29 protein-coding genes and 2 pseudogenes are annotated in these 26,895 nt (G+C 33.3%); 9 read left to right on the top strand and 22 right to left on the bottom strand.

Translation table 11 applies throughout. The features are described from left to right. Positions 1-109: 109 nt before the first annotated feature. The 5 genes and pseudogenes from ABH961_RS13900 to ABH961_RS13880 form a co-directional block, all read right to left on the bottom strand. Positions 110-1,057 (bottom strand): cation diffusion facilitator family transporter, encoded by a 948-nt coding sequence (locus tag ABH961_RS13900; protein WP_404519521.1) that lies wholly within the window; start codon positions 1,055-1,057, stop codon positions 110-112. A 43-nt stretch (positions 1,058-1,100) separates the two neighbouring features. Continuing rightward, entirely contained in the window at positions 1,101-1,346 is a 246-nt protein-coding gene (locus tag ABH961_RS13895) for a ferredoxin (protein WP_098079164.1), read from the bottom strand. A gap of 60 nt (positions 1,347-1,406) precedes the next feature. Continuing rightward, a complete protein-coding gene (gene gpmA, locus ABH961_RS13890; protein WP_098079161.1) occupies positions 1,407-2,129 on the bottom strand; it encodes a 2,3-diphosphoglycerate-dependent phosphoglycerate mutase in 723 nt (240 codons plus the stop codon). Positions 2,130-2,195: 66 nt separating this feature from the next. Then, positions 2,196-2,570: an ArsR/SmtB family transcription factor gene (locus ABH961_RS13885; protein ID WP_098630898.1), complete on the bottom strand. Its 375-nt coding sequence runs from the start codon at positions 2,568-2,570 to the stop codon at positions 2,196-2,198. A gap of 187 nt (positions 2,571-2,757) precedes the next feature. After that, a pseudogene (locus ABH961_RS13880) lies at positions 2,758-3,075 on the bottom strand (helix-turn-helix transcriptional regulator); the annotation flags it as partial. Between ABH961_RS13880 and ABH961_RS13875 the strand changes: the two are divergent. After that, positions 3,068-3,442 (top strand): annotated as a pseudogene (locus ABH961_RS13875) (class I SAM-dependent methyltransferase); the annotation flags it as partial. The pseudogenes ABH961_RS13880 and ABH961_RS13875 sit on opposite strands and share 8 nt — an antisense overlap. A 37-nt stretch (positions 3,443-3,479) precedes the next feature. Here the strand turns inward: ABH961_RS13875 and ABH961_RS13870 are convergent. The 6 genes from ABH961_RS13870 to ABH961_RS13845 form a co-directional block, all read right to left on the bottom strand. Continuing rightward, complete coding sequence (locus tag ABH961_RS13870; RefSeq protein ID WP_098079153.1) at positions 3,480-4,298, bottom strand: alpha/beta hydrolase; 819 nt, start codon at positions 4,296-4,298, stop codon at positions 3,480-3,482. Between the two features lie 16 nt (positions 4,299-4,314). Next, a complete protein-coding gene (locus ABH961_RS13865; RefSeq protein WP_048545874.1) occupies positions 4,315-5,136 on the bottom strand; it encodes an ABC transporter ATP-binding protein in 822 nt (273 codons plus the stop codon). A 14-nt stretch (positions 5,137-5,150) separates the two neighbouring features. Next, positions 5,151-6,173: a FecCD family ABC transporter permease gene (locus tag ABH961_RS13860; protein WP_048545876.1), complete on the bottom strand. Its 1,023-nt coding sequence runs from the start codon at positions 6,171-6,173 to the stop codon at positions 5,151-5,153. Continuing rightward, positions 6,166-7,173 carry a FecCD family ABC transporter permease gene (locus tag ABH961_RS13855; protein ID WP_001173055.1) on the bottom strand — a complete coding sequence of 336 codons (1,008 nt, stop codon included), beginning with the start codon at positions 7,171-7,173 and terminating at the stop codon, positions 6,166-6,168. Before ABH961_RS13855 ends, ABH961_RS13860 begins: the two co-directional genes overlap by 8 nt. Before the next feature lie 27 nt (positions 7,174-7,200). Then, positions 7,201-8,166: an iron-hydroxamate ABC transporter substrate-binding protein gene (locus tag ABH961_RS13850; RefSeq protein WP_048545878.1), complete on the bottom strand. Its 966-nt coding sequence runs from the start codon at positions 8,164-8,166 to the stop codon at positions 7,201-7,203. Between the two features lie 298 nt (positions 8,167-8,464). Next, on the bottom strand, positions 8,465-9,223 hold the full coding sequence (locus tag ABH961_RS13845) for an exodeoxyribonuclease III (RefSeq protein ID WP_048545879.1): 759 nt from the start codon (positions 9,221-9,223) through the stop codon (positions 8,465-8,467). Positions 9,224-9,377: 154 nt separating this feature from the next. Here ABH961_RS13845 and ABH961_RS13840 point away from each other — a divergent pair, with 154 nt between their 5' ends. From ABH961_RS13840 to ABH961_RS13830, 3 genes are read left to right on the top strand one after another with little or no spacing between them, the layout of a single operon-like run. Beyond that, entirely contained in the window at positions 9,378-9,974 is a 597-nt protein-coding gene (locus ABH961_RS13840) for a bifunctional transcriptional activator/DNA repair enzyme AdaA (RefSeq protein ID WP_098079150.1), read from the top strand. Then, positions 9,955-10,485 carry a methylated-DNA--[protein]-cysteine S-methyltransferase gene (locus ABH961_RS13835; RefSeq protein ID WP_098079147.1) on the top strand — a complete coding sequence of 177 codons (531 nt, stop codon included), beginning with the start codon at positions 9,955-9,957 and terminating at the stop codon, positions 10,483-10,485. Before ABH961_RS13840 ends, ABH961_RS13835 begins: the two co-directional genes overlap by 20 nt. Further along, entirely contained in the window at positions 10,482-11,393 is a 912-nt protein-coding gene (locus ABH961_RS13830; RefSeq protein ID WP_098079143.1) for a DNA-3-methyladenine glycosylase family protein, read from the top strand. Before ABH961_RS13835 ends, ABH961_RS13830 begins: the two co-directional genes overlap by 4 nt. 37 nt (positions 11,394-11,430) lie before the next feature. Here ABH961_RS13830 and pepT read toward each other — a convergent pair whose 3' ends face one another. Then, positions 11,431-12,663: a peptidase T gene (gene pepT, locus ABH961_RS13825; protein ID WP_098048817.1), complete on the bottom strand. Its 1,233-nt coding sequence runs from the start codon at positions 12,661-12,663 to the stop codon at positions 11,431-11,433. 193 nt (positions 12,664-12,856) lie between these two features. On the opposite strand from pepT, the gene ABH961_RS13820 reads away from it, so the two are divergent. Continuing rightward, entirely contained in the window at positions 12,857-13,495 is a 639-nt protein-coding gene (locus tag ABH961_RS13820) for a YczE/YyaS/YitT family protein (protein ID WP_098079140.1), read from the top strand. Positions 13,496-13,586: 91 nt separating this feature from the next. Here ABH961_RS13820 and ABH961_RS13815 read toward each other — a convergent pair whose 3' ends face one another. From ABH961_RS13815 to ABH961_RS13805, 3 genes are all read right to left on the bottom strand, one after another. Next, a complete protein-coding gene (locus tag ABH961_RS13815; protein WP_098079138.1) occupies positions 13,587-13,904 on the bottom strand; it encodes a hypothetical protein in 318 nt (105 codons plus the stop codon). Positions 13,905-14,222: 318 nt separating this feature from the next. Then, entirely contained in the window at positions 14,223-14,798 is a 576-nt protein-coding gene (locus ABH961_RS13810) for a histidine phosphatase family protein (RefSeq protein WP_064469414.1), read from the bottom strand. Positions 14,799-14,828: 30 nt separating this feature from the next. Continuing rightward, positions 14,829-15,644: an alpha/beta fold hydrolase gene (locus tag ABH961_RS13805; protein WP_098079135.1), complete on the bottom strand. Its 816-nt coding sequence runs from the start codon at positions 15,642-15,644 to the stop codon at positions 14,829-14,831. 439 nt (positions 15,645-16,083) lie between these two features. Between ABH961_RS13805 and ABH961_RS13800 the strand changes: the two genes are divergently transcribed. After that, positions 16,084-18,804 (top strand): sensor domain-containing phosphodiesterase, encoded by a 2,721-nt coding sequence (locus ABH961_RS13800; protein ID WP_141497614.1) that lies wholly within the window; start codon positions 16,084-16,086, stop codon positions 18,802-18,804. Between the two features lie 96 nt (positions 18,805-18,900). Here ABH961_RS13800 and ABH961_RS13795 read toward each other — a convergent pair whose 3' ends face one another. The 4 genes from ABH961_RS13795 to ABH961_RS13780 are packed head-to-tail and all read right to left on the bottom strand — an operon-like array spanning position 18,901 to position 22,257. Next, entirely contained in the window at positions 18,901-19,968 is a 1,068-nt protein-coding gene (locus ABH961_RS13795) for an undecaprenyldiphospho-muramoylpentapeptide beta-N-acetylglucosaminyltransferase (protein ID WP_098079130.1), read from the bottom strand. A gap of 48 nt (positions 19,969-20,016) precedes the next feature. Continuing rightward, positions 20,017-20,337 carry a DUF6572 domain-containing protein gene (locus ABH961_RS13790; protein WP_048545900.1) on the bottom strand — a complete coding sequence of 107 codons (321 nt, stop codon included), beginning with the start codon at positions 20,335-20,337 and terminating at the stop codon, positions 20,017-20,019. 25 nt (positions 20,338-20,362) lie between these two features. Continuing rightward, complete coding sequence (locus ABH961_RS13785) at positions 20,363-21,274, bottom strand: SDR family oxidoreductase (RefSeq protein ID WP_098077467.1); 912 nt, start codon at positions 21,272-21,274, stop codon at positions 20,363-20,365. Continuing rightward, positions 21,271-22,257, bottom strand: a complete 987-nt coding sequence (locus tag ABH961_RS13780) for a UDP-N-acetylglucosamine 4,6-dehydratase family protein (protein ID WP_048545904.1) — start codon at positions 22,255-22,257, stop codon at positions 21,271-21,273. The genes ABH961_RS13785 and ABH961_RS13780 overlap by 4 nt, the downstream gene beginning before the upstream one ends. 308 nt (positions 22,258-22,565) lie before the next feature. Between ABH961_RS13780 and ABH961_RS13775 the strand changes: the two genes are divergently transcribed. Further along, positions 22,566-23,744 (top strand): DUF2515 domain-containing protein, encoded by a 1,179-nt coding sequence (locus ABH961_RS13775; protein ID WP_098048821.1) that lies wholly within the window; start codon positions 22,566-22,568, stop codon positions 23,742-23,744. Then, positions 23,707-24,132 carry a CBO0543 family protein gene (locus tag ABH961_RS13770; RefSeq protein ID WP_141520024.1) on the top strand — a complete coding sequence of 142 codons (426 nt, stop codon included), beginning with the start codon at positions 23,707-23,709 and terminating at the stop codon, positions 24,130-24,132. The genes ABH961_RS13775 and ABH961_RS13770 overlap by 38 nt, the downstream gene beginning before the upstream one ends. 44 nt (positions 24,133-24,176) lie before the next feature. Here ABH961_RS13770 and ABH961_RS13765 read toward each other — a convergent pair whose 3' ends face one another. Next, the gene (locus ABH961_RS13765) at positions 24,177-24,932 is read right to left on the bottom strand and encodes an HAD-IIB family hydrolase (protein WP_404519514.1); all 756 of its coding nucleotides are present in this window, start codon (positions 24,930-24,932) and stop codon (positions 24,177-24,179) included. A gap of 78 nt (positions 24,933-25,010) precedes the next feature. Between ABH961_RS13765 and ABH961_RS13760 the strand changes: the two genes are divergently transcribed. Next, entirely contained in the window at positions 25,011-25,700 is a 690-nt protein-coding gene (locus tag ABH961_RS13760) for a Crp/Fnr family transcriptional regulator (RefSeq protein WP_048545911.1), read from the top strand. Between the two features lie 63 nt (positions 25,701-25,763). Here the strand turns inward: ABH961_RS13760 and ABH961_RS13755 are convergent, their stop codons facing one another. Both ABH961_RS13755 and ABH961_RS13750 read right to left on the bottom strand, forming a co-directional pair. Continuing rightward, positions 25,764-26,189 (bottom strand): YfmQ family protein, encoded by a 426-nt coding sequence (locus ABH961_RS13755; RefSeq protein WP_048545912.1) that lies wholly within the window; start codon positions 26,187-26,189, stop codon positions 25,764-25,766. A 21-nt stretch (positions 26,190-26,210) separates the two neighbouring features. Beyond that, the gene (locus ABH961_RS13750) at positions 26,211-26,882 is read right to left on the bottom strand and encodes an LrgB family protein (RefSeq protein ID WP_048545914.1); all 672 of its coding nucleotides are present in this window, start codon (positions 26,880-26,882) and stop codon (positions 26,211-26,213) included. Positions 26,883-26,895: the final 13 nt, after the last annotated feature.

Here is a 26,895-nt window from a genome sequence, read left to right as displayed (position 1 = left end):
TTTGTCTCTTTAGACGAAAAGTTGTAACAAAACTTTCAAAAAGGACAATTCTACTTGAACAAACGAAAGGCTATGGAGAATTTCTCCATAGCCTTTTGTTTGCATTTTATTAGACAATCATTTCATTATGTTTAATGTTAAGTGTTTCAATTTGAATTGTAGCATGTTCAATATGGAACTCCTTTTTTAGCATATCAATAATATTTTGAAGTACTTCTTGATCATCCTGTTTTTTATCAATCATTACATGGACACTTAATGCATCTAATCCCGATGTAATTGTCCAAATATGAAGATCATGTAAATCACGTACACCTTCTACTCCTTTAATCGCTTGCTTCACTTTCTCTAGTTCAATTCCAACCGGTGTACCCTCCATAAGTATATGAACGGAGTGTTTTGTTACTCCCCACGCGCTCTTTAAAATTAATAAAGCTACAACTACTGAGATAATTGGATCTGCAATATACCATGAAAATAATGACATAAGTGCACCAGCTACTAATGCTCCCACTGATCCTAAAGCATCCCCAAGAACATGTAAATACGCGCTACATAAATTCACATTATTTTTCACGTCACCTTGTCTCATGAGCGCCCATGCACTAATTAAATTTGCTAGTAAACCAATTGATGCGATTAACATCATTGGACCACTTGCAACAGTTGGTGGTTCAAAAAAACGGCCAATTGCTTCCCATACGATAAGCCCTGCTACAACAAATAATGTAATTCCATTAATTAATGCTGCTAAAATTTCAAAACGATAATATCCATATGTTTTTGTAGAAATAACCGTTCTAGCTGCAAGTCCGATTGCAATTAAACTTAATAATAATGAACTTGTATCACTTAACATATGTCCTGAATCAGATAATAAGGCCAAACTATTTGTAACTAGTCCCCCGAAAAATTCAAGGAACATAATAGTTGCTGTAATTACTAAAGCTGTAATTAATCCTTTTCTATTTCCTTTCCTACTTTCCTCAAAATGATGATGTCCATGGGAATGCCCGTGAGCATGCCCATGATGTTGGTGACCGTGATGATGTCCCATATAAATGCCTCCTTTTAATTTTGTTTTGTCTTTCATAATTCCTCTATTTAATTTTTACTTTCTTTATAAATGGCTCTTTTCTTACCTGAATTGAACTTGTTGGACAGCCATCACTAGCCGCCAACATGGCTTGCAAGAAAGTTTTTGGGATCCCCATTATTCCTTGATTATTATCTAATAGGCCAAATGATTTTCCTCTTCCATCTAATTGGTATATATCAGGTGCTATAGAAGTACATAATCCACATGACTCACAATTCTTTTTATTTACGACCGTATAATGTAACACTATAAATCACCTTCGTCATCACTATACAATACATAGGTAGGGTATATTTAATCGTTTGTTTTATACCAGTTTTTCTTCTAAAGTTTCTATTCCCCTATTCAAATAATAATGGCATATCGGTTTTAAATCGTGATTCAATTCATAAACCAATGGTGTTCCTGTTGGAATGTTTACATTTTCAATCTCTTCATCTGAAATTTGATCTAAATGTTTTACTAAAGCACGTATTGTATTTCCATGGGCTGCAATAATTACTTGTTTACCAGCTTTTACATTAGGAGCTATCTCTTCATTCCAATATGAAACCACTCGTTTCTCTGTATCTTCTAGATCTTCTGTAAGAGGAAATTCATACTCTTTTACATCTCTATATTTCGGATGTGATGCTTCATATCTTTCGTCATCTTTTGTAAGTGCCGGTGGGCGTACATTTGTTGAACGTCTCCATAAAGTTACTTGTTCATCGCCATATTTTCTCGCTGTTTCTTCCTTATTTAATCCTTGAAGCGCACCGTAATGTCGCTCATTTAATTTCCATGTTTTATGAACAGGTATCCACATCAAATCCATTTCTTCGAGAGTAATCCATAACGTACGCATCGCTCTTCTCAAAACAGATGTATATGCGATATCAAATGAGAAACCATTCGCTTTTAGCATTACTCCGGCTTCTCTTGCTTCTTCCAAACCTTTACTGGATAAATCAACATCCGTCCAACCAGTAAACCTATTTTCAACATTCCATTCACTTTGTCCGTGTCGTATTAAAACTAGCTTTACCATACTTGCTATCTCCTCTCATTTTAAAGTTGCATTTTCATAAAGAAGTATCTTTATGAAAATGCGCGATTACATATCAAGTTCTTTATTCTCCATTTCACTACTATGACTAAACGCTAATTCAATTAATCCATTTACGTGAGAATCATCTAATGAATAAAAAACAAGTTTCCCTTCTTTACGCTTTTTCGCTAATCCTATCGTTTGTAATAGTCTTAAGTGATGTGAAGCTGTTGCAATACTACTATGAATAATACTTGCGACATCACGTACACAAAGCTCTTTTTCCGTATACAACGCATAAGCAATTTTCAAACGTGTTTCATCTGCAAGTGCTTTAAACATTTTCGCTACACTACTTATATTTTCTTTCTCTAGCATGTCACTTGCATGTTCTACTTTTTGCTCATCATGATAACAAAGTTCACAATGTTCTTCCTTCATATGTAACACCTCTTATTCAAATATATATTTGATTATGTATGTAGTATACCTTATAAACGAGAAACATTCAAATATTCATTTGAATGTTTCTCGTTTATATTAAAAATTCCACTGATTATTAGCCTGCAGCTATCTATCTTATGAGCTTTCCGATTGCTAATACCGGATAAATCAAATCGTTTTTCTTTTAGTATTCCTCCTGAGAAAAACAAAACTTTGTAAAGAGCTCCCATATAAGTTCGTTTCTACTGCATACTCCGACCTTTTCAAAAATTGACTTAAAATGATCCTGAACTGTATACGTAGAAATACACAATTCTTTTGCCACTTCTTTCGTTGACATCCCTCTAACAATTCCTATTACCACTTCTTTCTCTCTTTGAGACAAACTATAAGAATCTGCAAGAAGAGGAAAAACTTCTTCTGGCCGTGCACTTTCGAACAAAACCCTATATCCTGTATGACAACTACTGTAACCTTCTAGCCTGCTCGCACGAATAACCAATCCATTATTTGACGCTGCTACTTGTATGCTTGTTCTTCACTTCATCCCAACTATGAAGGAGAAAAAAGAGTTACTTAATGAAATTAGTAGCCGCTTAAAGCCTGGTGCTCCACTCTTTCTCTCTTCAATAAATGGTATACCCCATACAAGTATGTTTTCTGCACAATTAAATGCTTGGCGCAACCATATGATGCAAAATCAAATTCCATTAAAAGATTGGGATCGATTTGAAAATTCTTTTGAAACAGAAATATTTCCTATTTCCGAAACAAATCTACTAACTATCATGAAGGAATGTGGCTTTACTCACATCACTCGCTTTTTCAGTAGCTTTTTAATTGATGGATACGTTGCCTTTAAACAATAATGAAAAAAGGTAAGCAATTGCTTACCTTTTCCCTCTTCTATAGGTGACTAATAAACCTTAACCCTTTACTTAAAGAAGTCGGCACAACTGACGCATGATTTTCCCCTTCAGCTTCATAAAACGTAAATCTAAACTGATCATGTTTTACTTGGAGAAGGCGCTTTGATAATTCATTTGCATCTACAACCATATGCTCTCGCTCTAATGACCCAACTGTAAGGAACACTCCCGTTTCAAACTTGGCACTATTTAATTCACTTATAAGATTCACTTCTTTTTCAAGTACAGACTGGTTATTCCACCAAATAGATGGACTACTAATAAAATAATTTTGAAAGGCATTTACGTTTGTAAATAGTATATGTAAAGCAAATAAACCACCTAACGAATGCCCAAATAACGTTTGCTTTCCTTTATCAATCTCAAAATCATTTTCGATTTGAGGCTTCAGTTCTTCTTCTATAAAAGTAAAGAAGTTATGTGCTCCTCCTGTTTTTGGCCACGGTTTGCCATCTGGTTTTAAAGGCGCATCTTTTGAAATTACGCTAGGTGTAAAATCATAACATCTTTCTTCACCTGAAAATGCCCCTTCAATTGGATAACCAATACCTACTATAATTGCTGGTGAAACACCTGTTTTTTCTGCTCTAACTGATTGTATTTTAACCGCTTCATGGAATGTTTGAAAAAAAGCATTGCCATCTAATACGTATATAACAGGATAGCCTGACTCTGGCGCTGGTCGCCTCGGCTTTGAAATATGAATTTGATATTCCTTACCTTCTAATTTCGAATACATTTTCCACTGTTCTGTATTAGTTGTTATAATCTGCTGTTTTTCAATAGTAGTATTCATCTTATATCCCTCCCTCTTAACTCGTTACATATATTTCTACTTTCTCTTCTTGAGAGACAACACTATCGTATCCAAAGCAAACAGGAGATCCATTATACGGATCAATCATGACACGCGCATCAATATGAAATACTTCTTTTAACACTTCATTTGTAATGATTTCTTCTGGGATACCAGTTGTAACGATTTCCCCTTCCTTCATCGCAATAATTTCATCTGAAAACCTTGCTGCATGGTTAATATCATGTAGTACCATTACAACTGTACAATTATGTTCTTTATTTAACTTCTCCACAATTTGTAATACATCTAATTGATGAGACATATCAAGATATGTCGTTGGTTCATCTAGTAGTAACACTTCTGTCTCTTGTGCTAAAGCCATCGCTAGCCATACCTTTTGCCTTTGACCACCTGATAAATTGGCAATTTGTCTCGTTCGAAATTCAGAAGTTTTCGTTATATCTAATGCCCAGTCAATCATCTCTTTATCTTTTGAAGTTAACTTATTTACATTATTTCGATGTGGATAGCGTCCATAAGAAATTAATTCTTCCACTTTAAGTTCTCCTGGTGCAATTGGAGTTTGCGGGAGTAAAGCTAACTGCTTCGCAATTTCTTTCGTTGGAATCGTATTTAAATCCTGTCCTTGCAAATATACTTTACCGCTCTTTTGCTTTAAAATTCTTCCCATTGTTTTTAACAGTGTTGATTTACCGCACCCGTTTGGCCCTATAATTGTCGTTACTTTTCCTTCTTGTATTTCCACATTTAAATCGCGAAACACTGTAAGCTTTTCATAACTCGTTTCTAAATTTTTTGCACTTAAAATACTCACTTTTATTCCTCCTCTTACGCTTTCGCCTTATAAAGTAAATATAAGAAATACGGTACACCGACAATAGAAATAACGATCCCAACAGGTAACTCTACAGGGGTGAAAACTGTTTTTGCAATAAAGTCTGAAGCTATTACAAGGAACATTCCGATTACTCCACACGTAGGAATGATATGCTTATGTTGAATACCAACAAGTCTTTTCGCTATATGCGGTGCCATTAAACCAATGAAACCAATACTTCCTGAAACTGCAACACATGCACTGACAAGTCCGATACTACTTAGTAGTAAAATAGATTTCTCTCTTTCTACCGAAACACCTAAACTTGTAATACTCGTTTCTTCCAATTGAAATAAATCTAATAAATAAGCTTTTTTTTGTATAAGCGGAATTAATATGATAAGCCACGGCAACATAGCAACAATATACTTCCAGTTTGCGCTATATATGCTTCCTGACACCCAAACTGCAGCCATTTCGAAATCAGTTGACTTCATTTTGAGTGATAAGTACATAGAAAATGCTCCAAATCCTGATCCAATTGCAATCCCTGTTAATAAAAGACGTTGTGAGTCTAGCTTACCGTTTTTCCATGAAAACAGATAAATGATGATAGCTGCACCTAATCCGCCGACTAAACCAAACATTGGCATCATCATAATAGACATCCAGTCTGTGCTCTTTAATTGCCCTTGAAAGAAAAACATAAAAATAACGATGGCTGTGCCGGCCCCAGCATTCACTCCTAAAATACCTGGGTCTGCCAATCCATTCCTCGTAATCCCTTGAATAACAGCACCTGCAACGCCTAGGCCTAATCCTACTAACCCAGCAATTACGATACGAGGAAGACGAAACTCAAAAATAACTAAATCATGTTCTGGTACTGGATCAATTCTAAAAAGTGTTTTAAATACATCCGTAATCGTAATATCAAACGTACCATTCGTTAAACTAATATAAATTGCACATAGTATTAAAAATATAATAATCCCCATTGTCATTCCAAAGCGCTGACTCGAACTTTTAAGCATGTCTCTCTCCTCCTCTTGTACGGATTAAATAAAGGAAGAAAGGAATTCCAATTAAGGAGGTAACGACTCCAATTGGTGTTTCAAATGGATAGTTTACAAATCTACTTAAAACATCACATAACGCTAAGAAAACTCCACCAATAACGCCTGCACATGGCAAAATCCACTTATAATCTACCCCAATTATAAAGCGAGTAATGTGAGGAATAATTAAACCTACAAAACCAACTTTCCCCACTAAAGCAACTGCCGTTCCTGTTAAGAAAATAACCGATAAAATAGCCATTGCTTTAACTAGTTTTGTACGCTGTCCTAGATTAATAGAAACTTCTTCTCCTAAAGAAAGAATAGTAATAGATTTTGATATTAACAGCGCTAAAACTATTCCAATTATCCCAAACGGTATCGTGATTTTAATGATATTAGGGTCCACTTGGTCTAACTTTGCATTAAACCAAAAACTAACATTTTGAGAAATTTGGAAATATGAAGCCATTGCAGCAGATACACTACTTAAAAATGTTCCAATAACTGTTCCGATAATCGCTAACCTAACTGGTGATAAGCCATTTTGAAGGAGCGAACCAAAACCAAACACGATACCGGCTCCTAGTGCAGAACCAATCATTGAACATAAAACCATACCAATTGATGACATTCCTGGAAGAAAAATCATGCAAAGTGTAATAACAAAGGCTGCCCCATCCGTCACACCCATAATAGAAGGGGATGCAAGATAGTTTCTTGTCATCCCCTGCATAAGTGCTCCTGATATGGCTAGAAATGCTCCGACTAAAAGAGCTGCAACTACCCTTGGTAAACGTGAAGTAATAATAATATTATGATTTACATCGCTTGAATCAAAATGAAATAATGCGTTCCACACTGTTTCAGCATCAATACTTTTCGCCCCATACAAAATAGAAAGTATAACTGTAAATAAGATCAGTATGGGTGCTATACATAATATGGTTACTGGTACTGCATTTGTTTTCTGCATATCATTCAACGCACCTTACTTATTGTATTATTTAGATAAATTTTTTACTGCTTCTTTTAAGAATACTGTTTTACTCCAAGCTGTACCACCTTGTGCCATTGGGTCTACAACGTTTACAAATACTTTCTTTTCCTTCGCAGCATTCATACTTTGCCAAATTGGATTGCTTTCAATTTCTTCTAGCACTTTCGGATTTTTATTTTCACTTGCCTCATATTGTAAGAAAATATAATCTGGGTTAAGTTCAGCAAGTTTTTCAAATGAAATTTTCTCTTGTGCTTTTACAGCTTTAAGTTGTTCTGGAGCAGTTAGCCCAAGATCTTTATAAATGACAGGGTTGAAGTATACTCCTTCTGGATATAGGAATAATTCGTTTGCTCTTAGTCTAATGACAAGTACTTTTTTGTCTTTTAACTTATCTCCTAGTTTTGCTTTTGCTTTTTCAGCATCTGCATTGTAATCTTTAATAATTTTTTCTGCTTTATCTTTTTTACCAGTTAATTCTCCCATTAACTTTAAGTTATCTTCCCAATCTGTTGAAACATGTGATACTGGGAATGTCGGAGCTACTTTCGTAAACTTTTCAGCTGTTTCTGCTGGGAATTTTGTACTTGATGTAATAACGTCTGGCTTTAATTGTAGTAATGTTTCAAAATTTGGTTGCATTTTCTCGCCAACAGATTTCGCACCCTCTAAATCTTTTTCAAGATACTTCGGTAATTTACCACCAACAGTAATGGCACCTACCGGCTTAATACCAAGTACCGCTGCATCTTCCATTGACTCTAAACTAGCTGTCGCAATTTTATCTACTTTTGCTGGTACTGTATATTCTTTACCTAAATATGTAATTTTTCTTTTTTCGTCTTTTTTCGTTTCCGTAGCTTTTGTCTGTTGCTTTTGTTCTCCTGAAGTTTTATCCGTACTATTGCATGCTGCTAGTCCTACACTTAATACTGTAACCATCCCTAATGTAAATAACTTCTTATTCATCTTTATATAACTCCTCTCGAATTCTCAAACTATATTCTCAATAAAATTTAACTATATGAAACTTGTCTCACATATATATTTCATTAGATTAATAATTCTATCCAGAACTCATTCTCGTTCACTTCCCCTAAACTATAATTCTTTTACACCTCATCTATTGATAACACTTTTCATTGATAATGATTATCGTTACTAAGTATATATTTAATATGCAATTATTTCAAGAAAGATTTGAAAAATTTTAACAAACTGAATAGAAAAGAAGTATCCGCCTAATCTTAGGAAGATACTTCTTTTTTTAGAAATTTATATGTAATTCCACTGGGCAATGGTCTGATCCCATCACTTCACTATTAATTTTCGCCTCTGTTATTTTGTCTTTCATTCTTTCCGAAACAACAAAATAATCTAAACGCCATCCAATATTTTTTGCTCTCGCTCCCATACGATACGACCACCACGAATATGCACCTTCCTGATCAGGATACAGATAACGATACGTATCAATAAATCCTTCTTCTAAAATACATGTGAATTTCTCTCGTTCCTCATCAGAGAATCCAGGGTTTTTACGATTACTTTTTGGATTTTTTAAATCGATTTCTTTATGAGCAACGTTTAAATCACCGCAAAAAACAACGGGCTTTTTTTCATCTAATTGCTTAATATAAGCCCTGAAATCATCTTCCCATTTCATTCTGTAATCTAATCGTTCTAATCCTCGTTTTGAGTTTGGTGTATATAACGTTATCATGTAAAAATCTTCGAATTCTAAAGTAATAACTCGTCCTTCTTGATCATGCTCTTCAATCCCTAAACCGTATGTTACAGATAGCGGTTCTTTTTTCGAAAAAATAGCCGTTCCTGAATAACCTTTTTTCACAGCATAATTCCAGTATGTATAATATCCCTCTGGATTCAAATCAATTTGCCCATCTTGTAATTTAATCTCTTGTAAACAAAATATATCAGCATTTGATTCCTCAAGATATTCTAAAAATCCACCTTTTGCGATAACTGCTCGCAAACCATTTACATTCCACGAAATTAACTTCACCTATAATCCTCCTCTTGATGTTCACTTTCAAATTTCATGCTATCACAAAATAGAAAAACAATCATATTTTCACCTTTGTAATCTTGCTCTTACATTTGTGAATACATACATACGCACTTTATTCAGGTTATACTAATTTCAGAGGTGATGTTCTTTGCACAATGAAGGGATTACGTTAACAAATGAGCATTGGCAAGCAATTATTCATAATGATTCTTCCTATGATAGTAAATTCTTTTATGCTGTGAAATCAACCGGAATCTTTTGCCGACCGTCATGCAAATCAAGAATACCGAATAGAAACAATGTACGAATTTTTCATCATGCAGAGCAAGCATTAAGCGAAAAATTCCGCCCTTGCAAACGTTGTAAACCAAATGGGCTCACTTTACCTAATGAAGAGTGGGTAGAACAAATTAAAGATTATATCAAAAAGCACTTTGACGAATTATTAACTCTCAACATACTTGCTGAAATATGTCATGGTAGCCCATTTCATTTACAACGTACTTTCAAAAAAGTAACAGGAATAAGTCCAATAGAATATATACAGCAGTTTAGGATTGTTAAAGCGGCAGAACACCTTTTACACACAAATCAATCCATTAAAGAAATTAGTACTGCTGTCGGGATAGAAAACCCAGAGTATTTCGCAACTTTATTTAAAAAGAATACCGGATTTACTCCTACTGAATATCGAAAAAAGAACGAAATGAAAGAAGGATACAATAATGAATTCCTCCAAAAATAAATTTATATATTGGACGCTACTTACACATGAAAATTGGCAGTTTCATATTGCTGCAACTGAAAATGGATTATGTTTCATTGGATCCCAAGACGAAAACTTTGAAGAACTAAATATATGGGCTAGAAAAAAATTGCCACAACATATATTGACCTGTAATCCAGATTATCTGCAATCATATACGAAAGAAGTTATCGAGTATTTAGAAAGTAAACGAGAAATTTTTACATTCCCTATCGATGCTTACGGAACTGATTTTCAATTATCTGTTTGGAATACGGTACGTGAAATTCCTTATGGGGAGACATATTCTTATTCAGAAATTGCCGAAAGAATGCAAAAACCTACTGCTGTGCGTGCCGTTGCTACTGCTATTGCTGCCAACCCTCTTCTCATTACAATTCCTTGCCATCGTGTTATTGGAAAGAATGGTAAACTAACCGGTTTTAGAGGTGGATTAGAAATGAAGAAAGTGTTGCTTACATTAGAAAAGTCTCAGGTAGAATGCATATGACAGCAGAATATACTAGCACATTAACTTTAGCAGTTCCAACAGAATTTAGTTTCCAAGAAAATTTACGCTATCTATCACGTTCTAACAATGAATGTATGTTCCACATTGAAGATAACAAAATTTATAAAGTTATCCCTGTTCACGATGTACATCCTTTAGTTGAAATTAGTATGAACTCGGATGATAATATTCAAATACGTTTTTTAGAAGAATCATATACGTCTGAAGAATCGATATGCGAAGCTGTAGCTCACTATGTAAAAGAGTGGTTTGATTTAACTACTGATTTAGCTCCTTTTTATTCATTAGCTAAACATGATGTACTCCTTCAAGGACCAATTGAACAATATTATGGGCTTCGTACTTTAGGTATTCCAGACTTATTTGAAGCACTTTCCTGGGGAATTATCGGTCAGCAAATTAATCTCACATATGCTTATACACTAAAAAGAAGATTAGTCGAGCAATTTGGAAATTATGTAGAATGGAATGATAGAAAACATTGGATATTCCCTTCTCCTGAAACGATTGCCAATTTACATGTAGAGGATCTCAAAAACTTAAAAATGACGACTAGAAAATGCGAATATGTAATAGGTATTGCAAAGCTTATTACAGAAGGAAAATTATCAAAAGAATCTTTACTGCAAATACAAGATGTGCAACAAGCTGAAAAACAATTAACTGCTATACATGGTATAGGACCGTGGACTGCCAACTATGTTTTAATGCGCTGCTTACGATTTCCTTCCGCTTTTCCCATTGACGATGTTGGCTTGCACAATGCAATTAAATATATAACAGGCTCTGAAAGTAAACCGACTAAACAGGAAATAAAAGATTTTGCGGCAAATTGGACCAACTGGGAGTCTTACGCCACTTTTTATTTGTGGCGAGTATTATACTAAAAAACCAAGTAGCGCATCCGCACTACTTGGTTCTTTTTTAAGCTTGTTCTTCGAATCGTCTTGCGATTTCCACAATAACTTGAACAGCTTTTTCCATCGTATCCACCGAAACATACTCAAATTTACCGTGGTAGTTTTCACCACCAGTGAAAATATTCGGCGTCGGTAATCCCATATACGATAATTGTGATCCATCTGTTCCACCACGAATAGGATGAATGTTTGGTTCGATATTTAAACTTTTCATCGCTTCATATGCAATATCAACAATTTCTCTCACTGGTTCGATTTTTTCAAGCATGTTATAGTATTGATCATTCATTTCTAAAACGACTGCATTTTGTCCATACTTCTCTTGCATTTGCTTCACAATATTTTCAACGTTATGTTTACGCGCCTCAAAATTTTCACGATCAAAATCTCGAATAATATAATACGCTTTACTTTGCTCAACATCACCATTTAAAGAAAGTAAATGATAGAATCCTTCATAACCCTCTGTATTTTCTGGTGCCTCTTCTACTGGTAAGTGCCCATTAAACTCCATAGCAAGTTTAATTGCGTTACGCATTTTATTTTTCGCTGTTCCAGGATGTGTATTCGTTCCGTTAAACGTTAACTTAGCACCTGCAGCATTAAAGCTTTCATACTCTAAACCACCTAATGGACCTCCATCCATCGTATAAGCACATGATGCACCAAACGCTTCTACATCAAAATGTGCCGGCCCACGACCAATTTCTTCATCCGGCGTAAATGCTACTCTTATTTTCCCATGTTTAATTTGCGGATTATGTATTAAATAGTTCATTGCAACCATAATTTCAGTCAGACCAGCTTTATCATCTGCTCCTAGAAGTGTCGTACCATCCGTTGTAATAATCGTATGTCCTTTATATGATGGTAATTCTGGAAACTGTTCTGGCGTTAACACAACATTTAGCTCTTCATTTAACGTAATCGCATTGCCATCAAAATTTTCATGAATTTGTGGTTTTACGTTTTTACCTGTAAAGTCTGTTGCCGTATCTAAATGTGCTAAAAAGCCGATTACTGGCACATCCTTATCCGTATTAGCAGGAAGTGTTGCCATTACATACCCATTATCATCCATTGTTACTTCTGTTAAGCCAATCTCTTTTAACTCTTCCACTAATAACTTACCAAACTCAATTTGTCCAGGTGTTGTTGGTACTGTATGACTTTCTTCATTTGATTGTGTATCAATCTTTACATATCTCGTAAATCTTTCAATAAGTTCTTGTTTCAAACTCATTCACTCCCTTTTATGTTTCTCGTTCTATTATAATCCTTAAAACGAAATATTTTAACTTTTTTGACTGCGAATATATATTTCATTTGTATTTTAGCAATTTTAAATAGCAGCTAAAAAGTCGTAATATTTGTACATCAAAACTCTTACATGTAATATACATAATTATACAATATAGGAGGTTTTAAAGATGAGGCTAACTCTCTTTCGCTATTTTCTTTTTTTCTTAGGATTAATTTTTTTCGGCCTTGGAAATGCCCTTGCAGTCAAAGTTAAATTTCTCGGTTTACACCCTTGGGAAGTTTTAAACATGGCTCTCTACCAAAGGTTTGGGTGGACCATTGGTACGTGGAGTGTCATATGTGGATTATGTCTCGTTCTCATTTCTTTACTAGTAGATCGAAAATATATAAATGTGGGTACATTTTTAAATGCACTACTTATCGGTCCCATTATGGACTTTTTCTTACAATCAAATATCCTTCCAAACGCTAGTAATTATTTATGGATAAACTTACTCATTTTATTTGCTGGTATTGCAATTACAGGTATTGGGGGAGGGATGTATGTTGCGGCTGGGATTGGTGCTGGCCCTCGAGATGGATTCATGCTTACTATTTCCGACAAAACAGGGCTATCTATTAGCCGTGCTAGAATTATAGTAGAATGTGTTGTACTAGTTATTGGATTTATGCTAGGAGGTCCTGTTTTCATCGTAACTTTTCTTTACACCTTTATTCAAAGTCCCATCTTTCAGCAATCATTTAAGATGTTTCAAACCCTCTTACATACTTTACATAACAAAGAGAAAGTTAGTGAACATATTTAAAATACAAATTAATACAAATCATTCACCCTATTTACGATTCTCACCGCAAATAGGGTGTTTCTTTTTTTATCTCACAATTTAAGAATACATACTATTTATTCACAATAAATGTATATATATCATCATAAATACAACCATTTACTTTAATTACATACTTCCCTGGTTTACTAAAACGAATTGTGTATTTATTTAGCTGAATGGCTTCTTTATCTCCAGAAAGAATATCAATACTTCTACCACTCAATACATAAAATTCACTTTGATTCATCGTTACATCAATTGCATTGAAATTCCCTTCTTTCACCTGCTTTGTTTCCGCAGCGCTTACACTTGGTTCTAAAAACAGTAGTCCACTTAATCCAATCGTACCTGCTAAAGCTACTCCCGCAAACTTTTTAATCTTTTTCATTACAATGTCCTCCTTATAAATTTTGTGTAAAGGTGATTCCCCCCCTTACACCACAAAGCCTATATGTAATGAAATGAAAAGTAAACGGAGACCGTAAGACAAAATTCTACATCTTTTTCTCCAATTGAATATAAATCCAGCGTTTGGAGTTTTGTCACATTTAAAATTGTTTCCTTAAACCAACTTCCATTTATATTATTCAGAAATTGAATAATTACTTATTAATTTAACATTCTAAAAATAGTTGATAAAAATGCATTCTATAAAAAAGAGTGTGTTTTATAAGTACAAATTAAAACACACTCCATATATGCAGTTTCATTCTCCTATCCATAATCTTTCTACATTCATGAATTGCTCCTCTTTAAATTCCAACTTATATATGTCAGGCTTTGATGTATGTATTAAAAATTCAAACCCATATTGGTTATTGAAGTAATTCATCATTAATGTCATTACAAGTCCATGTGTGCCAATTACAATTTTTTGTCCTTGAAAATTCATTAATATTTTCTTTAACATTTTCACTACCCTTACCTGACAATCCTTATATGACTCTCCTTCTGTTAGTGCAAAATCCGGATCAGAGAACATCTTCTTTACAAGTGGATACACCTCTTTATCTGATATAATCTTATCCTCACTTAAAAACATACACTCTTTGAGATTCTCATATACTACTACTTCTTTTTCATAGAAATCGGCTGATTTTTCTATCGTTAACACAGCCCTCTTATACGGACTTGAAATGAAAGTATCGATTCCCTCTGTTTTTAATATGTCTGTTACTCTGTGAGCGTCTAAACTTCCCTTTTCAGTTAAACCACGTGTTCTTTCACTCCCTTCTAATTTTGATGATTCACCGTGCCTAACCATATAAATATATGTATTCATACTTCCTCCTTGAAAATATTCATTCGTTTTTTATAAATTTTGTTGTTTTGTTCGTGTAATCCATTCTCCTACTAAACTCTCGAATAGTTCAGGCTGTTCAATTTGCAAATTATGTCCCGCCATATCAAGCACCGCTAATGTTGCTCTTGGATAATCTTCAATAATTTCTATAATATCTCGATAACCTACCGATATATCTTGTCTTCCTGCTAATAAAAGAACGGGTTTCTCATATTTTTTTCGGTGAAACTCCATAGTAAGAGAATAATTTTTTTGCAATCTTTCAATAAATTCATAATTAGCAACATCTAACCCCGGCTTAATTTCTTCTTTAAATCGCTTATATGTATATTCATTTGCTACCACTGCTAACTCGCTAAATTCTTTTCTTTCGGTAGAAGTTAACGTATTTAAAAACTCCTTATCTTGTACAATTATCTGTTTATCCGGTAAACGTCTTTCTTTTTGCAGTGCAACAACCACAGGACATATTAATAATAATCCATTGACTCTCTCAACCATTTTTGAAAGTATCCCTCTAGCTAAATATCCGCCGAAAGACTCTCCTACTAGTAAAACATCTTTCTTTGGAATGATTTCTTCAATAAATATAGTTAACACTTCTAATATATGATCTGAACTATTTATCCAATCTGGAGCGTTCGACTTTCCCATTCCAGGTAAATCAATATATATTCGTTGATAACCTTCATATTTTTGAAATACTGATTCCATACATTTCATCATTAACCTATGATCCGGCGCACAGCCATGTATAATAATGACTGGTTTCCCCTCTCCAACAATTTCATAGTATATTTCCGCATCTTTAATTCGCCATAACATAAAAAGTCCTCCCTATTTAGTAAAAATACAATCCACTCTGTAAGAATACACGTTCTTATTTTATATCCTTTTGTAACATTTTTACAAATGTTAATTTTCAGATTAAAGATGAAAATCTTACTTAAAATAGCCTATAACAATCAAAAGATCAGCTAGAAAGAGGATTCTCATCATTTTATATGCAATTTTGCATCTCCGCTTGCAAATCACTAAAAAACCTTTAAAATTCAAAGGATGACTAAATATACAATTTCTATTTAAAATCTTGATGCAATACATACTATCAAACGCAACGTTTTTTTAATTTTAAGAAGTATTAAACTCTTCAATACTTTCCTTATAAACAAGATTTTTACAAGGAAATCTGATACAATTTTTAAGTAATATTACTATGTATAGATATTACGAATATAGTGCATAATTAAAGAAGGTGATTTTATTGAAATTAAATAAAAATTTACAACTATGTATATTAATCGGAACATTAATATGCTATTCAATCTATTTTATATTTTTTTATCTGTTCCCTACTCATTTTTCAAATTCGGATGTACGCTTCGCTTCACTTATCGTTGAAGCCATTACATTTGTATCACTAATTTATTCTATATATTCTAAAAAAGTCAGTTCAAATCCGTTTTGGATATGTATCACGATAGCAATTGGGAGTTTTTTATTAGGTAAAATAGTATATACATATCAAGATAGCTTCTTCGAAATTCCAATACATCGTTTTACTATTTCTGATGTATTTTACATGTTTTTTCTACTCTTTTGTCTTATCGCTTTCAGTTATAAAATTTTAAAAGAATGCGATAAATGGGAAAAAGCGTTCTTTATTTGTGATATATGTATAGTACTTACTTCCATATTCACATTAGAGTGGTATTTATTTAATCAACCAAATTTAAATATATTCTCTCTTTCACTAGGCGATGTTTTCCTTTCATTTCTATATCCAATTGCAGATTTATTGTTTCTTCTACTAGGCTTTAGTCTCTTTTTCCGTCCGACAATTTTTAATTCTAAACGGAAGATTTATATCTTTATTTTTGTATTGATAAGTTCTGCAACTTTTAACTATATTTATTTTTACTTAAATAACCATTTAGCAACTGAAACGATAACATTATTACGTCTTTTATATAGAATACCTATATTGTTTATTGCAATAGCTGGATCTATTTCAGCAGATCGTAATAGCCATAAAAATTATTTCATTGTTAACCCTATAATAGGAAAAAAGGCTTTAGTTGTATTTCCCTATCTTGCTGTTGCAATACTAATCGGGTTTACATTAAAAGAACAAACATCATCCTCAACTCTCATTACAGGAAATTGTATTACTTTTATTTTCGTACTCATTCGTCATTCTATTGTACGTATGCAAAACAATTCCCTAACAAAACGTTTACAGGCATTCAATGCACAACTAGAAGAAAAGGTGACTTTACGGACTTCTGATTTAGTTCATAAATCAGAGGCTCTATCTCAAAAACAACAAAAGTTTAAATCGTTATATGAATATCACCCTGATCCTATTTTTACAATTGATTTACATGGCGTATTCTTAAATGTAAATCAAGCCGGAAGTATACTACTTGGAGCACCAACAGATGAGTTACTCGGTGAAACTTGTTTTTCGATTATTTTAGATGAAGACAAACATAAACTAACATCTGCATTAGAAAAGGTGAAACAACAAGAATCGGCATACTTACAACTAAGTTCTAAATATAAAGATGGTTTTACTTATTTTTTATACGTTACCATCGTCCCTATTATAATAGACGGACAAATTTCAGGAAGTTATATTATGGTAAAAGATATTACCGCACTAAAAAAGCAACAAGAAGAAATAAAGTATTTAGCATTCCATGATACGGTAACGAAAATTGGGAACCGTGCCTTTTTCCATAAGAAATTAAAAAGAGTTATAAAAAATGCTAAAACAACAGACAGTGAGTTCGCATTATTATACTTAGATTTAGATCGCTTTAAAGCAATTAACGATACACTTGGACATTCGGCAGGAGATCACATATTAGAAGAAGTAACGAAGCGATTCCAATCATGTCTTCCATCACATACTCATCTGTCAAGAATCGGTGGCGATGAATTTACAATCTTAATTGAAAACTATACTGACGAAGATTCCTTATTCGATTTATGCAACCAGTTATTTGAATGCATGGAAAAACCGTTTGTCATACATGAGCATACATTAACTTTATCACTTAGTATCGGCATCGCTATTTATCCACATTCCGGAATCGATACCGCTACACTTTTGAAAAACGCTAATGTTGCAATGTATGATGCAAAGGCAAAAGAGCTTAACTCTGTCTCTATTTATGACGATGTAATCGCTAAAAAAATTGAAAGACGATTACGATTAGAAAAAGATTTAACAAACGCAATACAAAATGAAGAATTGTTCCTTTTGTATCAACCTCAAGTTGATAGTGAATCTAATAAAATTATTGGTGCAGAAGCTCTAATCAGGTGGAATCATCCTGAATTAGGCGTTATTTCTCCATATGAATTTATTCCGATTGCTGAAGAAACACTACAAATTATTCCAATAGGAAAATGGACATTGCAGCAGGCTTGTGAGCAAATGAAACGTTGGCACACACTCGGATATTCTCATTTAAAAATTGGTGTAAACTTATCTGCTAAAGAATTTGAACAAGAAGATTTTGTAAAGTCTATTTCTTCTACATTAGCAACTACAGGCTTACCGGCAAGTTCTCTCGACCTTGAATTAACAGAGCGCATTGCAATGATGGATGAGCGAGAAACATTGATAAAGCTCCGCACACTAAAGGGTTTAGGAGTTCACATTTCAATCGACGACTTTGGTACAGGTTATTCTTCACTAGCGTATTTACCTTTATATCCAATAGATACGTTAAAAATCCCAAGAGAATTTATTACAATGTCTGAAACGTGTGAAGATGGAATGGAAATTATTAAAACGATTATCACATTAGCACATACATTAGAAATGTCTGTCATTGCAGAAGGTGTAGAAACGAAAGAACATGTGAATTTCCTTCAAAAAAATAAATGTCAGTTTATTCAAGGTTACTATTATAGTAAACCTATCCACACTCATGCATTTACTGAGCTATTAGAAATCGGTATTCACCTATAGTATATTGCTAATATGGATAAGTAATAATGAATTTGAACAACTATAGTAAAAAGGAAAGAAGATATCTTCTTTCCTTTTGTTCTTTTATTTAAATTTCTATTCCTTCACCACTTCATTTATTATATCTATTAATTGATGAATCCCCTCATCATTTGTTTTCTTATATCCATTCATGTTTTGAATATATCTCTCCTTATTTGTATACAACTTATTTACTGCATGTATGAATACATTCGTATTTATTCTGTCCTGGATTATAACTTCCGCATATCCTTGCCGAGAAAAATATTCAGCATTTAAAACTTGATCTCCCCTACTAGAACTGTTAGTTAACGGGATAAGCAACATCGGTTTCTTCAAAAATAGCAATTCAGAAATAGCAGTAGAACCTGCTCTAGAAACTACAACACTCGCCATATTTAGTATATGCGGCAACTCGTCGCCTATATACTCAAATTGCATATAACCTTCCATGCCAATAGATAAATCTATCTTCCCTTTACCGCACATATGAACAATATTAAAATTTAATAGTAATTTTTCCAAACTTCCCCTTACCATATCATTTATCCATTGAGCACCTTGACTCCCACCCATAATTAACAATACTGGTTTATCTTGCTGAAATTTACAATAGCTTCTTCCCCGCAATACATTGCCCCTCTCAATTTCTTCCCTTACAATTGGTCCTACATAAACCTTCTTCTCATTACTTACATTTTCTCCTGTCTGAGGAAATGTTGTGCATAGTTTTGTAGTAAAAGGTAATGCTATTTTATTTGCTAATCCTAACGTACTATCTGGTTCACGTATTATTACAGGTACTTTATTCATCCACGCTCCTATTACTACAGGAACGGACACAAATCCTCCTGCCGAAAAAACAACATCTGGTTTTATTCGTTTCATCAATTTATAACTTTGTATGCAACCTTTTATTATTTTAAAAGGATCTTTAAAGTTCTCCCAATCCCAATATCTCCTAAGCTTCCCCGTTGAAATACTATTGTATTTCACATTTTGAACTAATAGTTTTTCAATTCCATTTTGAGATCCAATATACTCAATTCCCCATCCTTTTTCCATAAATTTAGTAATCAATACCATATTAATCATTACGTGTCCGGCTGTACCGCCCCCAGTAAAGAGAATCTTTTTATTCATAATTTATATCCACCTTTATCATTAAAAATCTTGTTTTATACTAATCTATTAAATGTAAGTAAACTTACTATTATTTATATAAACATTTAGCTCAAACCCTATATCTTGCAAAAAATCTTTAATAAGATCATAAAAATCATTTCCATACTCACTACATTCATACTGAGCAAAGACTTGAATTACAGGCCTAGTTCCTGTACCTATTACTGGATTTTTCCTATCACCCTTTTTACCTTCCACATAGGCTTGACATTTATTTATCGCCTCATAGATACACAAAACATGCTCTTCCTCATCTTTCCAGTCCAGCGTATCAACAATTAAAAGAAATAGCGTATTTTGATTATCTATTGTTTTATAGCCATTCATATATTTCTTACACCCTTTTCATTTTTCATTGAATGCAGATTTCACTACACTTCGCATACTCGAGTACATCTTTTAATGATTGATGGAATTGAATTTCTGGGACCCAACCTAACCTTTTTATATCCTCTATTACTAAACTCTCATTTGATTCGCTTCCACTATGCTCTGCTTCTTTTATGGAAAAACTCAGCTGTGTTAATTCTTTGTATTGTTCTATTACATCTAATAAAGACCGTTTTATCCCTGATCCAATATTATATTGTTTTCCATTTATTCCATCGCGCAATAACACATGATACGCTTTAACCGCATCACGTACATCTAGAAAATCCCTACTATCTTTCAAACTGTTTACTTCAATAATTGCTTCACTTTTATTCGACTCTATAGTTATCATTTTTTTTGCAAGAATAGAACAAATACCATTCGATACTCCTGGACCAATTAAATTCGAGGGCTTTGCAATGATAATATTTGAATTCATTAATTCACTCCACACCTCTGCAATAATGACTTGCATCGTTTTACTTAAACTATATGGATTTGAAATTTTTATATTGCTCATACTATCTGCTTGCAAAGCAGATCCTATAACCAATGTTCTACAGTGAGGTACTTCTTGCTTAATTGCTTCTAATAAATATAACGTCCCTATTACATTAACCTCTACATATTCAAGAGCAGCTGTCCAAGACTCTATGACCGAATTCTTTCCTGCTAAATGCAATACATAATCTGGCTTTATTTGTTTCATTACCTTCATTACTTCGCTCTTATTAGTTAAATTACAAGTAATACCATTCCCAATTATTTCTCTATGTGCACGATTTTGAAACATAGGAATTACATGAAAGCCCTGCTCTAAAAAATATTGGCAAGCATGGCGTCCTGTGAAACCATTTGCACCAGTTATTAAAAGACTCGCATTTTTTTTCATCGTAAAAACCCTCCTTTTAATAACATTTGTTTCACCTCGTGTTTTGTAAGTAAGTCTTGTTGAGAACTAAAACTCTTCACATCCACAAGCGGATAGCTAGCATAATATTCTTGCAGTCCTTCTATAGGAATAGTCGGTAGTACCACAAAATAATTTTGATCAAAACTTATACTTGTTTTACTCTCTACCTCAGATAAAAGCATTTCACTTAATTTTTCACCCGGTCTTATCCCTACTTCTTTTACCTTCACGTTTTCCTTTTTCGAATCTTCAATTAACACTTCTGCTAAATCTGTTATTTTACATGCCGGCATTTTCATAACAAAGATTTCCCCACCTCTACCTTGATATACGGCTTTAAATAACAATCCAACAGCATCTTCAATCGTTAAGAAAAATCTAGTCATACTTGCATCGGTAATCCCTACTTGTAAAGATTTTTTAATTTGTTTTTTAAAGAGTGGTACCACACTTCCGCTCGTCCCCAAAACATTTCCACCACGAACACAAATGAATTTTGTTTTCTTCGTTTGCATATTCGCATGCACCATTAACTTCTCACCAATTGCTTTTGTCATCCCATACGTATTTGATGGATCGGCTGCTTTATCCGTTGAAACATATATAACTTTCTCAACTTGCATCTGTATAGATGCTTCAATTACATTTTGTGTACCATGTATATTTGTTTTTATAGCTTCATAAGGATAATACTCACATACTGGAACATGTTTTAAAGCTGCAAGATGGAATACATAATGGACACCTTGGCATGCATAGACTAGTTGATCTTTATCACGAATATCTCCAATAATAAATTTTAATCTATCATCATTTATAAACTGTTGCTGCATTTCAAACTGAACCGTTTCATTTCTTGAAAAAACTCTAATTTCTTTCGGTGATTTTTCTAATAATTGTTTTATAAGTTCATGTCCCCACGAACCTGTACCACCAGTAATTAAAATTATTTTATTTAGCATTTCTTTTCCTCCTACCACACATTTCAATTAGAATTGTATTTATAAAATTTATTGAATTATTTTCAATTGATTTAAATCATAATTGTCGTTTGTTACATTTAATTGACAAAATAAAAAACAGAAACTATTAAAAATAGTTTCTGTTTTTTATTTCACCTCACAACAGTAAGATTTTTTATACTTTTTGCATAATAACTAAACCCTTGTAAAAAACACCGCTCATTTATTTCTTATACTCGTAATAAAATAAATAGAATGATTCATAGCCAATAATCATGTTTAAATTTATGAAAAATGGAGGTAACGGAATGTACCGAAGCGATTCAAATTATACATATAACGGACCTTCCAAAGTACTGCCTCTCTCCCTATTTGATGTAAAAAATGAATTAAAACAAAAAAGCAAACTCATACATTCTGGCACGATGTATAAATTAACGAAAGAAGAGCAACTCATCATCAACAACATAAAAATACAAACAGAACAGCTAAATAAAAATAATGTGACAAGAACACGCGCATACTACCAATTTTACACTCAATATCCAGAAATACATTGGGCACTACTTGGGCATATGGTATCACGTAACGGCGGTTGGAATATGACTGATTTAAAGGGCGATTTATATACGAAAATTTTATCAGAGAAAGATCAAATCACATTTTTTTCTTTTTTAGAAAGAGGGAATTGGCTTATTTTCCAAGATGTATATCCTCAATTTCTGCTTTATGAACAAAGTGTGAAAAGAGCAAAAAAGCTATTTCACCTTCTCCCTCACCTAAATGTTTCTACATTTATGGAAACAATGTGGAACGATTTTTGGAAAACAGGTAACAAAAAAACATTAGCCATTGCAACTATTATTAATGAGCAAAACTACTTAGAAAAAAGAGTGATTCAAAATATACAATTTAAAAAGACTGTACTTAATAGTATTGGATTTAAACTCTTTGATTTCTTTCAATTTAATCATATTCTTTTCCCATTCTACGAAAATGATAAGAAACACAAAGTATTACTATTTGGTGATACAATGAAACATTTCACTTCCTTACACGAACGAATCTTAATTGGAAAAAGGTTGTATTCATTATTATTTCGAGACACACATGTTTTATCTCAAATAATAAGCTGGGCCCAGCACCATCCGCATACAGGATCAAGGAAAGATTACTGGCCTCATTTATTTTCAAGTGTCAATGAATCTTTTTCCCGTGAGTTTTATAAGCGTCGAATAAAGAAATGCCAGTTGCGTAGTGGCGCTTATCGTATATACAGTCCTGCACTCATCTATGCATGGCGAGATATGAAGCATGAAGAAGTTGACAATGAAGATTGGTTTACGGACTGGCAAGTTGTAAATTACTTAGTAGATAAGGAGGAAAATATAAATGGACAAATTACAGAAGACTACTGTAAAACACTCGAAACAATTGAGTTGGCAATTCTTGCAAAGAAAAACGTCCTCCTTCGAGAAGAAGAGTGATTTTCTAGCATTAGCAGTTACAATCTTACTCTCTTCTATTATCGGAACTTGCTTAGATGCTTTCTTTGTTGCGAACCAAATCTATTCCTTTCCCGTTAGACCATTCTCATCCATATTTTTAGTTAACATTGGCTTTACTTTGTTTGTACTACCGATTTTAACAACGCTTTTCATACAAATTTCAAAAACATTATCTGCAGTTTCTAGAATTTTATTTATTGTTTCAATAGGTATTTGTGCTAGTATTTTTGAACAGGTTGCTGAAAGATTAGGGTTGTTTGTACATAGTGCGAATTGGCGTCATAGTTACTCTTTGTTTGGATATATGTTATTTTTATTTTTCATATGGAAGTTCTATCAGTCAATTATTAATAAAAAAGGGCGCTAAAAGGCTAACAATCCTTTTAGTACCCTTTTTTCACATACACATTATTATGCATATGACTCTGCTAACTCCATAATTTTATTACTAATAGTTTGTTCATTAATCTTTAAACATGTGGAAGCATGATTCATTAATACTTCATGACTCCCAACACATATACTTTCCTTAGCATGTATAAACATTGATAAATCGTTTGAATCATTACCAAATACTACAAATTCTCCCTCTTTTATACCTAATCGTTTTAAACCTTCCCATTTATCAATATGTGGCGGACTTATATCAATAATCCCCTCTTTTGCGTGCTCATATATTCTTATAGGAAGTTCTTCCAACGCATTTATGATTAATTCTTTTTTTATATTATCAGGAAATAAAACCACCTTTACTACTTCATCAATTTCATCAATATTTATATTAATAGCCAATTGATTAGGGTCTATGTTTTTGTAGATAGGGTGATTCTCGCTTCCTGTATAAGCATAATTCCACTGACTATCTACCAAATATGAAAGACTATACTTTTCTATAATTGAACGCATAGCACTTACTGCTTCAATGTCAAAACGTATAACTTCAACAATTTCTCCATCCTTTGCGACAAAGGCACCATTCCCACCAATCATTGAATAATGATGCATATGAGTTGGTAGAACAGGTAATAAATCTCTAATCGGTCTAGCAGATGCAAATATAATCTCATGTCCTTTACTATAACAAACGTCTAGCGCTTGAATGATCTGTCTAGTTACTGCGTTCCCTTTAAAACAAATAGTACCATCGATATCAAAAATAAATTTCATATACATCACTCCTTTCTTTTTAATGTAAATGAATTATTTTATAATAGACAGGACAGATGTCCCAAAAGGAGAAACATTATGCAAAAGATTGCAGATAATATTTTATTACTAAATTACCTAAACAATGAATACATAAAAAAACTGTTCCAACAATTCAATCATCCATTTGAGATTCACAGATATGCAGCAAAAGAAACTGTATTACAAGAAGGCGAGGCTATTGACGGCCTATACATTCAAATGTCAGGTCGTACAAAAATAACTTCAAGTGTAATTACAGGTAAAGCATTATTACTACGATTTTGTTCTGCAGTTTCTATCATGGGAGATATTGAATTAATTCAATCAGTAGACATACAATCTCATGTAACCTCCGAACAGCAGACTGATTTTCTTTTTATTGATAAAAATTATGTAACAAGTTACTTATTACATGATGTAGTCTTTCTTCAAGAACTAATTCATCACGTCACTTATAAACTACAAACCTGCACAACGGCTTCACGTATCAATTTACTAGCTTCTGTGGAGACACGCTTTGCTAGTTATTTATGTACAGCTCGAAACCCATCTAATTTATTTGGACGAGAAATCCATACGAAAGATCATCATGAAATTGCCTCATTAATCGGGACAACTACCCGTCATCTTAATCGAGTTATCGAAAAATTAATAGCTAACAATATAATTCATAAAAATAATAAACAGATTGTTGTTGACGATTGGAAAGCTATTGAAGAACTTTCAAACGGGCTAAGATACGAATAAACAGTTAAATAATTATATACATCCTACCTATAATAAAGAGACCGTTGTAAAAACGGTCTCTCCTTAAGCATACTCTTCAGTTACTACTAATGGTGCCAGAGTTTGAAGACTTTTTGAACGTAAACGATAGGCAACGATTTTCTTCTTATATTGCTTGATTACATCAACATGTTCCTCATGGCTATACAGAGAAAATCTAATCTCTTTATTCCCTTTCTTCGTATTAATAACGATTGGTGTTCCTTCCCCGTGCGGTGGGAAATAGTGTTTATCTAAAAATAAAGCCTCATTAAATTCATGAATAACTTGTAGTTTCATTTCTCCCTCTATATTTTTTCCATCTATCGATATAGAGGTAGTCTCTTCTTCAAGTTTTTGATGCAATTCAAATCTACTAATAATTGATTCTACAACAGAAGTTGGCATACTAGAAACTAGTACTTTAAGAGCGCCAAAAATAAATAATGTAACTATAAACCATGTTGTCATTTTCATCATCTCCATTATATTTTAAAATATAAATTTCGTTCCATAAGGTATAAATATACTAATGAGTATTCCGGTTACAATCATCGTCACTGAACCGATCGTCGCCTCTTTCTCGCCTTCCTTCACGAGACGGCTCACACCAATAATATGTGATGCGCAGCCCATCCCCACTCCTTTTCCAATCGTACTTGTTATACGGAAAAACTTAAGTACTGTTGGTCCGATAATAGCACCTGTTATTCCTGCAACAACTACAAAACTAGAAGTCATAGATGGAATACCACCAATTTGATCCGCTAATGAAATGGCGATAGGCATCGTCGCTAATTGCGGCAGTGTTGTTAATATGAGTTCCTTATCTATATTTAACATTCCGCCTATCACTACATTCATACTCGTTAAAGCCACTATACCTACCGCTACGCCGATAAGTATCGACAAAAAATTTTTCATAAGTATATTTCGCTCTTTAAATAAAGGTATCGCTAACGCTACAATTGCAGGACTCAATAAGCCGGAAAGAATGTCTCCCCCATTTTCTCTATACTCATGATGAGAAATACCCAAAATCAGAAATAAGCAAATCATACTTGCTGTAACTGTTAACACCGGTAACGTAAATGGAAACGGAATTTTTTTATATAACTTTGTCGCCAATACATACATTACTACAGTAATAATAATTAAGACCATTTGCATCTTGCAC

Source organism: Bacillus sp. RC251 (assembly GCF_044908765.1).
In the GTDB taxonomy this organism is placed as follows: Bacteria; Bacillota; Bacilli; order Bacillales; family Bacillaceae_G; genus Bacillus_A; species Bacillus_A wiedmannii.
Note: the sequence above shows the minus strand (reverse complement) of the source record. Positions and strands in the feature narration are given on the sequence as shown.